Here is a 15,243-nt window from a genome sequence, read left to right on the forward strand (position 1 = left end):
TCCTCATCCTCCGCGCAACTGGACAAACTGGTTGTCAACAGGATTATACACCCAAGCTTTAATTTCCGTTTGGGCGATCGGAAAATTATTATCCGACAATTCAACAGCCCACCTTGCATTGTTGTATAATTCAGATTTTAAACTCTTAGCTATATCAGGACTGTCCAAATTTACATAAGCGTTAGCAAAAAAAGATTGTTTATCTCCGACAGATAGCAGTACAATGTTCGGCTGTTTCAAATTTTCTGGCAAAACCGCCCAACCCGCAGCCTTGACAGCAGCCTTTTTCTTGAGAATCACCGATTTTTCGCTGGTTTGAGGTTTCTCTAAATAGCCGTAAACTTTCTCGGTATTAGAAATAAACTCTACATTTTTCGCGAACTTTCTCCAACCTATTTTGTCGATAATTGCCGCGCCTTCTCTCACGAGCCAAGTTTTTTTGCTCAGCACCCTCAAACAGCTTTCCGGCGAATTATCAAAAAAATCAGACTGTTCCAGATAGTTAATTAACTGCAAACAATCTTGAGCGCCTTGTTTGTAAAGAAGTGCCGTTCGAGATTGGGCGATCGCCTGTTGAGAGTTAACAATAATTGTAGTAATTAACAGCCCTGCCAACATCCGATAAAAAAAAATGTAGTTGTGGTTTAACGTTGCTTTTGTTTCTTGATATTTGCCTCGGAAAAACAATTGCCCTAGCTGAACCAAAGCAATTAACAGCAAAATCGAATTCGTCGTATATCTCGACGATTCGAGCGCCTGAATCGCCCCAAATTCGGCCCTACCAGCAGTAATAAACAGAGCCGATAAAACCGAAAAAAAACCTATTGACAGCCAAGGTAAAGCATCGTGATTTTCACTAATATCATTCCTATTTGTCATTGCGAGGTACGAAGCAATCGCTGGGGCTGGAGATTGCTTTGCAGGGCTCGCAATGACGAAGAAATAGAATCCCAAAAATAAGAAAATTGCAAATATTAGCAAGCCAACCAGTGCAGAAATACCCGGAAAACGTACAAGTGGTGAACCCAACAAACTCAAAAAATAATCAATCACTACAAGTGGCTTGCTCAACAATGAAATAATACTTGCTTTCCGACTGGGATGATAATCAATTGAGTAAACAGCACAAGTTGCCACAAACAGCAGCATCCAGACAATAATTTTTTTTCTTTTCTGCGCGGCATTTCCTTCTAAAGCCGCTACAGCCGGAATTGCTGCTAACCAAGAAAGCAAACCTTGGGCTAGGGAAAAACTAGCAATAAAGCAGAATACAGCAGCAATAGAGATTCTAATATAGTGAAGTACAGATATCGGGTAGGGACACGGCACTGCCGTGTCCCTACTGTATTTCATCCGATTAAAAACCGCTATATTAGGCAATAATTTGGGATTTGAAACCAGCGCATAAACCGCAGCTACAAAACACAAATTTACAAAAAACCACGCTAATTGAAATCCCCAAAGCCAGTTTTCGTACTGAACTAGGGAACACACCAAAATACAAGTTAAAATATTAGCTAAATGCCACAAATCATCCCCAACATTCTTAACTTGCATTGAGGATAACTTGTACATAGCGATAAAAGTTATCGCAGCCAAACCTATGCTGAGACACAACTGATAATTAATATTCCATCTGGAAGCAAAAGCCAGCACCGCAATAATTATTTTCGGGAACACTATGCGGTGATTGCTGTGCAAAGCCCAAAAATCGTTAAAAGTTACATTTCCCTGAGCTATTTTCTCAAAAAGGCTAGCTAACCTCCACTCGTCATCAACGGGAACGTTAACGCTAAAATTCGCTACAAATCCGATTAACAAGACAACAGGAATTAGATATAAAGTAAATAAAATAAATTTTTTCATTAATGTGCGATCGATTGCAGCCACAATTTTATACCAAGCTGCGCTCCAATTTTCTTTTAAGTAGGTCGCTCTAATTCTACTCGTTAGCAGGCAGAGCCTGGTAACCCCGGGAGGATCTGCCTCCATTTTTTATGAAAGCTTGCAAGGCAGATCCTCTGGACATGGGTTCCCTGGCTCTTCCAGGGAACCAGTTACAATTAGTCCCCCTCTGCTGGGAATTTGGTTGTGTAGTAGCGAATTCTGTTCGCCTCGAATCAACCTACTTAACAGTCTTGAACGTATCCAGTTTCCCAGTAAATCGGTTGATAAACATCTGCAAAACAGTCCGCTTGCCGATATTAATATTAGAACTCACGGACATTCCAGACTGCAAACCAACCTCCACTTCATTTGCCTTGCCCTTGTTCAAAACAAACTTCTGATTCTTGAGCTTAATTTTGGTTTTGAAAGCGTAGTATTTCCGCAGTTCAGTAGGAGGCTCAGCATCGCTGCTAATCTCTTTCACTTCACCCTCAGCAGTACCAAACTCCATAGCAGGGAAAGCTTCCACATTCACTTCCACAGGCACGCATTGGTATTTCGTCAAACCCAGTTTCTCTCTGTTAACTTCCTTCTCAGGACACACGCAACTTTTACCCTTTTCGCAATCAATCTTTTCTCCATCTAATTGTTTGCCGTGATACGGCTCCAATTTTTCCCGCTTCTGTCTCAAAGCATCCAATACCAGAGCCACATTGCTGTTTTCCAGGTAAACAACTGCTTCCAGACCGTTTTCGTCATCCAAAACCTTGAGTAGCTTTTCAGTTTGCTGCGCTTCGTAATAAGCTTCTTCGCATCGTTGTGGGCGCGGTTCGCCCGGTTTCAGCACCGAATTAATAATGGATTGGCATATCGGATCTTTCGCCATATCCAACTTAGCATTCTCCTTCTTAGAAGGTTTCAAATCGAAGATAACGCCCGATACCGGAGCCTTCATAACTTGAGTGTCGCGGGTTTGCTGCGCTTTTTCAAGTTGAGCATTGATTTCTGATAGCTTTTTCAAGTTTTCTACCTTGAAGCGACTTAGCTGAGAATCGCTGCTGGCAATTTGTTTCTGGTTTTCAGCAATTTTGGTGTAAAGTTCTTTTGCCCAGGAATCCTTGGTGTTTTTCAACTGTTCTTCGGCCCGGCTGATGGACTCCTGAAGGCGCGCTTGCTCTCCTTGCTGGCGCTGTATTTCAGCACTAATTTTTTGGATGTCACCTTGACGCGCGTTAATTTCACCTCGGCGCGTATTTATCTCACCTCGGCGCGTGTTAATTTCGCCTTTGCGGGCGTTAATTTCACCTTCGCGCTGCTTGATTTGATCTTGCTGTTTGAGAACGTCGCTTTGGCCTCTGAAAACATCTTGTTCCTGTTTTTCTTTTTGCAGTTCAGCGATCGCTCCTTGCTCTACCAGAGGGCCGAGTCTGCCTAGAATGTTTTGATTCGACTTCAATACTTGTTGGGATTTCGCTAACTGTTCGTCCGCCAAATCTCTCTGAGCCATGGCAGATTTTACTTGCTCTTGCGAAGAACTTAACTGCTGCTGAGCATAATTTAATTGGTTCTGGGCAAAACCCAGTTGTTGCTGTGCTACGGTCATTTGATCGCCTGCGGCTTTCTCAGCATCCTGAGCTTGCTTCAGTTGTTTGTCCAACTCCTGAACTTGTCCTTGGGCTGCGGCTACGCGAGACAAAAATTCCGATCGATAATTAACATAAAGCCCTTGCTGAGCAGCATCAAAATTTCCGCTCGCTCCCCGATTGAGGTACAGCTCGTCAATCAAAGCTTGCAGCACTTGATTTTGTGCCGTGAGGCTCTGTCTGTCTTTGATAGTTGATTCTAGGCTTGAAGGAATAGGGCCTTGAATTTTGCCGTTAACCACATCTTCGTAAAATTTGTTTTCCTTTTCCAGAGCCTCTTTACTTTTCTTAACAGAAGTTAAATCAGCACTGGATGCAAGGGGGTTAAAAGTGAGCAAAGGCTGGTTTTTTTCTACCCGATCGCCATTTTCAACGTGAACTCTCACCACAGCTCCTGTAGCAGGTGCTTGGATGTCTCTAGCACCATCTTTGAGTTCTAATTGGCCGATAGCGGGGACAGCTTGCTCTACGCTAGCAAAATAAGCCCAAACTACAGCAGAAGTGGTCATCAGCATGATCATCCACAAAAACAAGTGCGACCAAATCGCTGGTTTTTCGAGAATGACTGGTTGCTCAGAAAGTATTACCGATTTCATGGCCATTTGTTAGTTTTCAGTTGTTAATTGTTAGTTATCAGTTGTGCGTTTTTAGATATCAGGTATTCGATGACTCTTGTTGTTGGAAGAGACAGTAGTAACGCCCTTTAAGAGCCATTAATTCTTTATGACTTCCTCGCTCGACTACAGAACCTTGATCCATCATAATAATTATGTCGGCGTTTTGGATTGTAGTCAGGCGGTGAGTAATGAAAAACACAGTGCGACCGGCGAAAGCTTCTGCTAAGTTATTGCAAACTTGGCGTTCGGAATGGTAGTCTAGGGCGCTTGTAGCTTCGTCCAGAATCAGCAGTTTCGGGTTTTGCAAAATCGTGCGGGCGATCGCCAAACGCTGCCTTTGACCTCCAGAAAGCGACGCACCCCGCTCTCCGACGATCGTATTGTAACCAGCAGGCAAGCCCATAATAAAATCGTGAGCCACCGCTAGTTTCGCAGCTCGCACAATCTCATCCGTACTCGCATCGGGATTGCTCAGAGCAATATTTTCCTGCACAGTACAGTTAAACAGCAAAGTATCTTGCAGCACCACCCCAAGTTGGCTGCGCAGCGAATATAATTCCACCTTGGCAATGTCGTACCCGTCAATAAAAATCCGGCCCGACAGCGGCGGATAAAGACGCTGTAACAACTTCATCGCCGTACTTTTTCCGGAACCGCTTCCCCCCACAATTCCCACAAAACTGCCAGCGGGAAATTCCAAATTCACATTCGCCAGTTGCAGCGGCCCGCTTTCGAGAAATCTGAAGGAAACCTCCTCATAGGTAACCTGCCCTTGAATTGCCGGCAGCGGGATATTGCTGCGGTCTTCATCGCTGGTTTCCGTCGGCGTATCGACCACATCCTTAAGCATATCGATCGACATCGAGACTTCTTGGAAACTCTGCCACACGCTCACAAAACGCAGCAGCGAACCAGTCACGTTGCCGGAAATAATTCGGAAAGCAATCAACTGACCCAAAGTAATTTCATTTCCCAGTACCAAATAAGCTCCCACCCACAACTGAGCTAAGTTACCCACCTGGTTTAAAAAGCTGCTAATCGTACCGGCCGCAGTCCCAGTGATAATTGTTTTAAAACTGGCTGTAATGTATTTTGCGTAGCGGCTAGACCATTCCCAGCGGGATTTCAATTCAATATTTTGAGCCTTAACAGTTTGAATCCCGCTGACTACTTCCACTAGATAAGATTGAGAGTCAGCAAAACGCATATTTCTCTGTTTGATCAGGCGCAGCACCAGCGGATTGATTAGAACAATCATCAGCCCCAGTATCGGTACCACTGCCAAAGATACAAACGTTAGCTTCACGCTGTAGGAGATCATAACGGCGACGTAAACCACCGAAAATACCGCATCGAGAACCACTGTCAGAGCTGTACTCGTCATGAATTCCCGAATCTGGCCCATCATGCTGAATTTGTAAACCAAATCTCCTACGCGCCGGTTGTCAAAGTAATTTTGGGGCAGCCGGAGCAAGTGGTCGATTACCTCCGCACTCAATTTGACATCAATGCGGTTTGAGGTATCTATAAACAAAAAGGTACGCAAACCGTTGAGCAGTCCTTCAAACAGGGCAACACCTAACAGAAATGCGCCCAAAATATCCAAGGTGTCGATGCTGCGCTGACCTAATACTTTATCAATAATTACTTGGCTGATTAATGGGTTGGCAAGACCAAATAACTGTACAAAAAACGAAGCGAGCAACACCTCAAAAAACACTGTCTTGTGTTCCATGAGAGCCGGCACAAACCACCAGAAGCTGAACTGCTCTTTTTGTTCGACTTGCGGAGCTTGCAGCAGCAGGACTTCTCCTGATTCTCCCCAGATTTCTTTAAACTGAGGTATCCGCTTCCGCATCAGCCCCTGTTCGGGCGTGGCGAGCACCAATTCTTGCTCGGTGATGCTGTAAATAATGGCAAAGGTATCTTGCCATTTAATCATTACGGGGGCTTTGATGCGGTTGATGGCTTCTGCTGGCACTTGCGCCAATTGAGGCGTGAGGCCGATGCTTTGGGCGATCGCCCCGCAGGCTTGCATACTGATAGAACCAGCAGTTTTTAACTGATTTTCTAGAACTTTGCGGATGATATCTCGACGAAACTTGAGGCCGAAATACTTGCTCAACATCTGGAAGCAAGCTAGCGGGCTGTCAATCTGCCCTTTGGCGCGGAAAACTGGGTATCTCGCCGCATCCTTTGGTTGGTCGGTTTTGGGTTCTGGGGGACGGTCTGGACCGGGTAGAACCTCGATGAATTTTCCGCCGGGCGGATTCTGCCCTGGGCTTACTATGTCTGCCGTGCCATTTAATGAGTCTGTTTCGGGTTGGGGTTCTGGGGGTTCCCGGAAGCCGACCAAGCGGGCGCCGAGGCGGCCTTCTATTTTTAAGGATTTGGCTGCGTTTTCCACAGAGAAGCGGCTGCCGGTGGGAAAGTCGCCCAAGACGCCGCTGCTGACGAGCCAAATTCGATCGGCATCTAGCTCTTTGGCGAGGTCTTGAGTTTTTTTGTTGCCGTTGGGCACGTTGACAACTGTCGCATCTTGCCAAGCTTGCAGGGTGAGTTCCTTGAGATTGGAAGTGCCGTCTGCTTGGCGCTGCAACTCCAGGCTCAACAGTTCAAATACTTCGCTCAAGGAACAGTGTTCGCGAAAGGCTTCTCCAAATGTCGGCTGTTTTTCCAGTACGCTCAGGAAATCTTCGGCAGGTAGGACGATCGCAATCACATCTGTAGAGGCGATGGCGGTTTCGCAGGGAACTCCCCTGAGCAAGCCAGCCCAGCCGAGAATTTCCTGCGACTGCACCAACCGCAAACTTACGTGACGCTGCGAGCGCTGGTCAAAGCCCAGCAGCCGGGCCTGGCCTTGATAGATAATTGCCACCTGAGTCGGCATTTTTTCCCGTTCAAACAGCGGTTGCCCCGTCCGGTAGCCGAGGAGTTGGCATTTAGCCACCAAGGCTGTCAGAGCCGTCTCTGACAGTCGGTCAAAGGGAGGTGTTTGAGCTAGGAAATCCTGAATTTGGGAGAGGGAAACAGCGGAAGAAGTCATCCAATTTTAGATTTTAGATTTTAGATTTAAGATTGAATCCACAGATGAATCCAGGGGGTTTTTGTCAGGATGCTACGCTTTTTCAAGTCTCCACGGATAAATCCGGGGGCCCCTGACCAAATTGCTTGATTGTCATGATATTGAAGACACGGAGGAGAGGGGCTGTAGCGGGCCTATTTGCGATATCTGTTCGGCGAGCCAGCTTTCAAAGAGTTCGTTAATCAAGTGCAGCCGCATCGATTCATCGAGCTGGGCCGGCATGAACTTTTCTAGTCGAATAATTACCATCCATTCTGCCAGAGGACGCGGCGTCCAGAGTTGATTTTGCTGGCTGACGGACAAAAGTTTGCTGATTGCCGGGTGGGGCTGGCTGAGGGGTACAGGGCCCAACAAGCCGCCGGACTTGGACTCCGGCCCTTCGGAAAAGTCGCGAGCCACTTCAGCAAAGGTTTGTTCCCCTTCGAGGATGCGAAAGTAAAGTTCGTTTGCCAGTGCTGGATTTTTGGTGCGCACCAGGGAATAGACTACGTGGTCTAGGCTGGCTTTGCGGGTTAAAAAATAATTATCTACTTTAGGTCTCCAAGTGGCTTGCTTAAATTTTTCGATCAGCAAGGGCCTAACGGCCATCTCTTGAAGTTCTTCTTCGGTCATGTTTTGGCTGCGCAGCCAAGCTTCTTTGGCTTCGGGGGCGGTCAGTTGGTGTTGTGCCAGAAAGTTCTCGACGGCGGATTGGCGTTCTTCGTCGCTGCAACTAAAGGATGCGATCGCTTGGTCTACTATTACACCCCGCAAGAATTGTGGCATCAACTGGTACCGCTTCAGGAGCGATGGCATATCCTGAGCTTGCAGTAATTTATCGCCTATTTGAAAAAGTCCTGTCATTTTTTTATCTCCAACTGACTTGCGCTTCCCCTTTTAATTTAGCTGTGGCAGGAAAAGAGCGACAACCACTAACCCCTCGATTCCCCGATGATAGCAGACCGTCAGCGGGCTAGCGCTATTGCTGTCTATTTCTTGACGCTCTGCCTAGCGAGGGGTTCCCCGCGTGTCTCACAATGGTAGTGGAATAAGGCGAGAGTGGGATCGGGCGAGAGTGGAAAAATCTTTCTTCTGCCATCTTCCTTCTTATCTCAACATCCATCCGTTAAATCCGTTAAAACCCGTATACTGCTTCGTCGCCGAACTTCCTTCTTCCTTCACTATCGGAATAGCCTTTCAAACAGTGTTCCGAGTTGGGTCGAGCAAGCGCGACTGTCGAGATATTTGGGGTTTGCCGCCATTTTTTGCTGGATTCGATCGCGGTAGTGCCGGCGCAGTTCTAGGTTGTTTCCCAATGCTGTACTCAGCTCTATATAAGAGTTCTCGCTGTTTGCTACCAGTTCCGGAAGTAGCAGTTCTTCGAGCACTGCGGCTGATTGTCGCGATCGAGTTGTTTGCCCTTTTCTTACCACTACAGGCAACCCTGCCAACAGCGGTTCTGCTAAGGAGCAGGCACTGCTGTATGGATAGGTGTCTAAATATATATCAGCCAATTCCAGACATTTTATGCAATCTGCGCGAGATGGCAGCGCTTTAATTACAACTAAGCGCTTTTTGTCAATGCCAAATTCCGCAAATAGCGATCGAATTTGTTTGTAAAAAAGTACCGTCGGATAGTTTTCATTGCGGGAACTAAAGGGATACAAAACTAAAAGAGAATTCGGTACGGCAGCAATAATTTTTGCCCAAGTTTTTCTCAATTCTGGGATAATTGTAAAAGCTTGAGCGCCGGACATGAACACTACAGATTCGTCGGTGGCTCCCCAACTCCTGCGAGTCGGTTCAACGGTCGCAGGTGCTGATGCTACAGTATAGCTTAAACAAACTCCCGAGCCTTTTAAAGTAATTAATTTTTCGCGATACTCTGCAGCAGCACCGGCGGGCAATGTCAAATCTCCGGCAATAAAATAATCGATATTTCGGGCGCCGGTAGTGGCGGGGGTTGATGCACCGGTAGCTATTTGCACTCGCGCTAGCCGGTGCAGGCACAGCAGGGCGCTTGGTTGGGCAGTGTCGGTAGTATTGGTGCAGATTAGCAGAATATCTAAATCGTGCGATCGAATTTCTCGGACTTGATTTGGCAAATCTTCTGACAGTTGCACCAGTTTGTCGGCGCAATTTTCGCAATATTTCCCCAGTTGCTCGTCTTGTACCTGGAAATGGTACACGATAATTTCAAATTTGCTTCTGTCTAAATATTCAAAACTCGCAATTGCAGCACGAGTCTCGGATTTATTATTAATTTTATCTAGTAAAAAACCTACTCTAATTTTAGTTGTTTCAGATTTTATATGAGCAGGATTCCAGTCTATTTGACAGCCGATATTTTTCAAATGATGTTCCAAAATATCAGCTCGCTGGGTGAATATATCGAACAAATTTGCCTCGCTTAAGTACAAAGCTTTGAAGCTAATATTTTGCGTCATAAATGCCGCTAAATAACGCCAAACTTCCGCATCGGGAAAACTGGCGATATTAGCAGCGACGTACTTGATTAGCTGCTGGAAATATTCAGAGTACCTTTCAACTTCCCACTTTTCTTGCAAATAACTGGGAGACTGAAATAAGAATGTCAGAAAATCGTCAAAAAACCACTGAGGAATCGCTGCATTTTTATACTCTAGCGGCAACTGATAAGCGTCGCAGTACAGCATCGCTGCGAGGGGATATTGAATCTTATCGGCAATTTCCCCTCCTCCAGCAAGTTTCGAGGATAACTGCTGGACAAAACTTTGTTCTGACTCAGTTAAAGGTTCATTTTTGAGACCGCTATCTAGTAGCAACTTATGAGATTTACCCGCTTCTTGCGAGTAAGAACTTTCTAATTTTTCCGCAGGCAAATTCAGCCAATTTCTAGCTATCTGTTGGCGGTATTGCCGCAGTTGCGCGAGAATAGACTGGTTTGATGGCGATTTTTTGTACTGCTCAACCAGTGCTGACAAGTCAAATATACGAGGCTGGGTTCTTAATGCCAATTTGTGGCGAATTGTCTGTTTGATTTGTTTATTAAGGAAACTGTAATCAGGACTATTTAGTAGTTTATTGTAAAATCTGACTACATCCTTATGATTTTCCCCAGCAGCGAAGTTTTTCCAAGTTTGTTGTTCGGGATGAATCCGCAGTGACGACAGTTTTTCGTTTACAAACCCGATGTGATAATTCCCCATGATTCGCCACCACATATCTAAGTCTACATACTGAGATAATCCCGAATCAAATAATCCTATTTCGGTAAAGACTCGGGCGGCAATTAAGACGGTACTCGGTTCGCCAATTTTGTTTATGGGGTTGCTCAAGCAGTTAGTATCTGCCAGTAATTCTTTTCCTGGCTGAATAGATTTTAAATTCGACCAACTTTTATGCAAATCTTTAATTGATTGGGAAGCTCTCCGCAAAATCGGGTTAGATTCATCTTCAGCTATGGTGATGCCGCGCGGAGAGAAAACCATACCTATTTTTGGGTGTTGTTGGGCGACTGCGACCATTTTCTCAATACATTCTGGTGCGAGCAAGTCGTCTTGAAAGAGAAATTTAATGTATTGACCTTTTGCTTGGGATATGCAAAAGTTCCAGTTTTGTGATAAGCCGTAGTTGCGGTGCAGTACGATGCGGAAATCGACTGAGGTTTGTAATTGGAATGATTGGGCGATCGCAATTGTGCGGTCTGTGGAGCCGTCGTCGGATATAATCAGTTCTATGTTAGGGTAGGTTTGGGCTAAAGCACTTTTGATTGCTTCCCCAATAAATGCTTCTCCGTTGTAGGTCGGAATGCAAATGCTAACCTTCGGCTGCTCGTTTAGCAGTTCTCCTTTTGATTGACTTTGTTGCTGAGATGGCGACAAGTTAGCCCTAATTTTGGCAGAGTTCGCTTTGGCTGTTCCTGACAGAGGTATGCTTTGAAATTTATCGGTAATCTCGGCAATATATTCGAGACGTTTTCTAATTTTATTCCCTGTAGCTTGCGGGTTGAGTAAAGTCTTAATTTCCTCAGCAGCTATCGCTCCAATTTGTTTAGCTTCCCGGTAATTGTTGAAGACGTACCGCATTAAATCAGCAGCGTGTTCCACATCCGCTTCTGCCCAAACATTGCCTTTTTTGTAAGGCCCGCAATCTTTCTCAATTGGGATTAACTTATACTTGACTAAATAGCTGTTGCCGACATTCATAAATTCTGTATTTGATGAATAGCCGGTGGCAATTACGGGTTTGCCGTAAAACATGGCTTCAGCCATTGTTAAGCCAAATCCTTCGCAGCGGTGCAGGGATAGATAACAGTCGCAATTGTACAGCAAACCGTTAATTCCATCTTTGGACAAATACCCGTCTAGATGTTTGATATTTGAAGAATTTTCTAGGGCAGAATTTAACAATTTTTGCTGCTCAATATTTTTGTCTGAGTTGGAAGATTTGAGAATTAACAATAGGCGGTCATCTTCGCCAAAAGCTTGTTTAAATGCTTGAATGGCCGCTAAAGGATTTTTGCGCTCGATGCGGCTGGAAAAGTCGAACACAAACAAGAAAATAAATTTATCTTTAGGTAAATTCAGTGCTTCTCTGCTAAGGGAAGGTGCGGGGAGAGCAATACTGGGCATCATTTTGATAACGGGAATTGGCGAGATTGCGGAAATTGCCTCGGCGCAATAGTTGCTATAAGTCCATATTTCGTGAAAGTTATTAAAGGCTGGCTGCCATTCAGGGGGAAATGCGGGAAGTTCCCAGGCCCAAAAGGCGATATTGTATTTGTTTTCAAAATAGCTGGAATCTGTATGTTTGATAAATGTTGCAACTTCATCTGCGTTGACTTGAATTAAGTTGATGGGATGGGGATTGTCTGGGCTAAAATTTTGATAGGTGGTGTCTTGTTTGCGGTGGGGACTGCGGGTAAAATTGTTGATATTGAAAGGAATGTTGGCGGCTTCTGTGGCTCTGATGTTGGCTCGGACACCTTCTCCTATGCCAAATTCGCCGCTGATGTAGCCGGCGATGTTAATTCCTAGATTGTGGTTCATAGTTTATAATGTATTTAGCAAATTGTTGTGTAAATTTTTGGGAAAAAAGCAGAATTAATGGAGTTCATAAATTGCCATAAAGGAGGGTAGAAGTTTAGAATAAATTATAATTTTGCTCAATATTTGCTAAGATATAGCAATCCTTGCAGGATGGGTGAACAAGATTAAATGAACTGCCAAGGGCGCAGAGAACGCAGAGGAAGAAAAGATAGGGAAGAGAAAGAGTTGGCAACAGAAAATTTGGTGCTTGACAAATGTGCCGATCGCTATTGTATACTGGCATCGCAATGCTAACCTTCGGCTGGTCGTCTGTTGGCATGGGTTGCTCGGTTTTATTTTACGATAAACTAATCAGGAATTTTAGAGAAAGTGATCGATCGCGCCAACCACGACCTGTTGAAGCTGCTACCGCCGGATGCTAAAGTCATTATTGAAATTGGCTGCGGTACGGGTTCTACAGGCGAACAGTACAAGCTGATCAATCCCCATTGTCAGTATATTGGCATTGAATGCGATCGAGAAAAAGCTAAAATTGCGGTCGATCGGCTAAACTGGGTGACGGTAGCCAATATTGAAGAAATTGCCCTCGAAAGTCTCGACATCGCTCCAGGAACCGTCGATTGTTTGCTTTTTGGCGACTTGCTACCCTACCTCAAAAATCCCTGGGATATCCTCAAGCAGTACAGTGCTTTGTTGAATCCAGAGGGGCAAATTCTCGCTAGAATCCCCAATGTTCAATACTGGCGGCGAATTGTCAATCTGCTGCGGGGACAGTGGGAAAATGCCGACAGCAAGATGCAGCACTGGTTTACCCTAGAAAGTATTAAATCACTATTTGCTCAAGCAGGATTGCAGGTTTATGAATTTCAAGGAAAGGGACACAAAACCGAAAATTTTGTCCGCTTTCAGGAATTGCTGCATCCAATGGTAAATGCTTTAGAGCTCACATCGAGCAGTTTTGCTACGGAAACAGGTGCTGAATATTATATCGTGCGATCGACAAAATCGACCGTACCTGCGCGCAGACTGCTGATTCAGACTATCATTATGGCTCCTACAGGGTGCGATCGCGTGCGAGTTTTGGAACCGGACAAATTTAGCGCCACAATTCCCGGTGTCCGCACCGTATGCGGCGTGAAAACAGCAGAGTTAATTCCGCCACTGTCTGGAGAAGAAAAAGTCTTCATCTGGCAGCGGACAATCATGCAATATCCCGGCTATATTCCCCAACTCAAAGAACTCCTGCAACAAGGCTATTTAATAGTAGCGGAAATTGACGACAATCCCATCCGCCGCCGCGAATACGCCGACAATAATTATCTCAGCTATCGCGGCTGTCACTGCGTGCAAACTTCTACAGAACCGCTAGCAAAAATTTTGCGGCACTACAATCCCAATGTTGCCGTATTTCCCAATCAATTAGCTTATCTACCTCCGCCGCGAATTTATCCCGCAGAAGATACAGTCACAATCTTCTTTGGTGCCCTCAACCGCGAAAAAGATTGGCGGCCAATTATGGCAGCGCTCAATCGAGTCTTAATCGCACACAAGCACCGGATTCGAGTTAAAGTAATCCACGACAGCCGATTTTTTGAATCCTTGGAAATACAGCAAAAAGAATTTGAACCATTTTGCAGTTACGAACGGTATCAAGAAATTATGTACAGTTGCGATATAGCTTTGCTGCCGCTCGTTCCCAACCCGGTTAACGAAATGAAATCCGACTTAAAATTTATTGAATGTGCAGCGCGGGGAGTAGCGGTGCTGGCAAGTCCCACCGTGTACGAACATTCGATTGTCGAAGGTGAAACCGGATTTATTTATAGATATGAAAAAGAGTTTGAAACCAAACTAAATTCGCTGATTTCTGACACTTCTATGCGCCGGAAAATAGCCGCGAATGCTTACGAATGGGTGCGCGACAATCGCTTGCTGTGCGGGCACTACCGGCAGCGGCGAGATTGGTACTTACAAATGCGGGACGAGTTGCCGCGTTTAAATGCTGAGTTGCGCGATCGCCTGCCGGAGTTATTTGGTGGCTAAATGCGGTAAGATTTATAGGGTTATTGTGCGATCGTTCTGTTTAATTGTTTAATTGTTTAATTTTTAATTGTTACTCCACACCAATGCGAATTCTATTCACTATTGCTCACTTTTACAATCCCAGCGGCGACGGGAAACACGCTTCCCAGCGAAATGATCCGCAACCGCGACTAAACGCTTTAACCGCTTGCGTGACATCGCTGCAAGCTTTGTACGGCAAATCTCAGTCCATGATTGACATTCGCGAATGTGCAATTATCCCAGCCAATCAATCTCAACAGCACGAAATTGACATTGTTATTTGCACTACTCAAGGCTATCATCTGTTGCCTCAACTGCCAGTGCAGCCCAGATGTTTTATGCACCACCCTACAAAATGCGAACCGCTGCTGTTGGGGTTTGAATGTCAAGCAGTTTTGCGAGCGTGTCTCGACAAATACGATTATTTTTGTTATTTAGAAGATGATTTAGTTCTGCACGATCCGTGGTTTTTCAGTAAATTAAATTGGTTTACACATCACGGGGGAAATGGGAATTTGCTGCAACCTAATCGCTATGAAATATCGCCTCAAGGGGCTGTTTTTAAAGCATATGTTGATGGTGATTTAGCGGAAACAGCTACTGCTAAGTTTCAAAATGTGGAGGAACACCGGCAGTTAATGGGAAAAATTATGGAACAAGCAATCGCTTTTGAGCGGGCTTTGAATCCTCATTCCGGCTGCTATTTTTTGAATGCGGAACAGATGGCATACTGGGCTAAGCAGTCTCATTTTTTGGACAGGGATACTAGCTTTATCGGCCCGCTGGAAAGTGCGGCGACTCTAGGAATTATGCGGACTTTTAGAGTTTATAAGTCCACTCCTGCTTATGCTAATTTTTTGGAAATTCAACATTTTGGAGCAAGTTTTCTGAAGTTGATTGGTAATAAGGTAAGGGTGCCGGAAGCAGGATGAGTTAAG

Annotated in this window: 8 protein-coding genes; 2 read left to right on the forward strand and 6 right to left on the reverse strand. The window is 45.1% G+C overall.

What is annotated here, in order from left to right; all coding sequences use genetic code 11:
- Positions 1–3: 3 nt before the first annotated feature.
- From E5S67_RS07305 to E5S67_RS32300, 6 genes are all read right to left on the reverse strand, one after another.
- Complete coding sequence (locus tag E5S67_RS07305) at positions 4–1,890, reverse strand: hypothetical protein (protein WP_343045291.1); 1,887 nt, start codon at positions 1,888–1,890, stop codon at positions 4–6.
- Positions 1,891–2,125: 235 nt separating this feature from the next.
- A complete protein-coding gene (locus E5S67_RS07310) occupies positions 2,126–4,132 on the reverse strand; it encodes a chromosome partitioning protein ParA (protein ID WP_422614724.1) in 2,007 nt (668 codons plus the stop codon).
- 52 nt (positions 4,133–4,184) lie between these two features.
- Positions 4,185–7,193 (reverse strand): peptidase domain-containing ABC transporter, encoded by a 3,009-nt coding sequence (locus E5S67_RS07315; protein ID WP_172186410.1) that lies wholly within the window; start codon positions 7,191–7,193, stop codon positions 4,185–4,187.
- 132 nt (positions 7,194–7,325) lie between these two features.
- Positions 7,326–8,075: a peptidylprolyl isomerase gene (locus tag E5S67_RS07320; protein WP_172186411.1), complete on the reverse strand. Its 750-nt coding sequence runs from the start codon at positions 8,073–8,075 to the stop codon at positions 7,326–7,328.
- Positions 8,076–8,392: 317 nt separating this feature from the next.
- Entirely contained in the window at positions 8,393–12,241 is a 3,849-nt protein-coding gene (locus E5S67_RS07325; RefSeq protein WP_172186412.1) for a glycosyltransferase, read from the reverse strand.
- 94 nt (positions 12,242–12,335) lie between these two features.
- Positions 12,336–12,560, reverse strand: coding sequence for a hypothetical protein (locus tag E5S67_RS32300; protein WP_216670266.1), 225 nt, complete (start codon positions 12,558–12,560; stop codon positions 12,336–12,338).
- 50 nt (positions 12,561–12,610) lie between these two features.
- Between E5S67_RS32300 and E5S67_RS07330 the strand changes: the two genes are divergently transcribed.
- Positions 12,611–14,284: a methyltransferase domain-containing protein gene (locus E5S67_RS07330; protein WP_172186413.1), complete on the forward strand. Its 1,674-nt coding sequence runs from the start codon at positions 12,611–12,613 to the stop codon at positions 14,282–14,284.
- An 83-nt stretch (positions 14,285–14,367) separates the two neighbouring features.
- The gene (locus E5S67_RS07335) at positions 14,368–15,237 is read left to right on the forward strand and encodes a calcium-binding protein (RefSeq protein WP_172186414.1); all 870 of its coding nucleotides are present in this window, start codon (positions 14,368–14,370) and stop codon (positions 15,235–15,237) included.
- Positions 15,238–15,243 lie beyond the last annotated feature (6 nt).

The organism is Microcoleus asticus IPMA8 (assembly GCF_013179805.1).
GTDB lineage: Bacteria > Cyanobacteriota > Cyanobacteriia > Cyanobacteriales > Microcoleaceae > Microcoleus > Microcoleus asticus.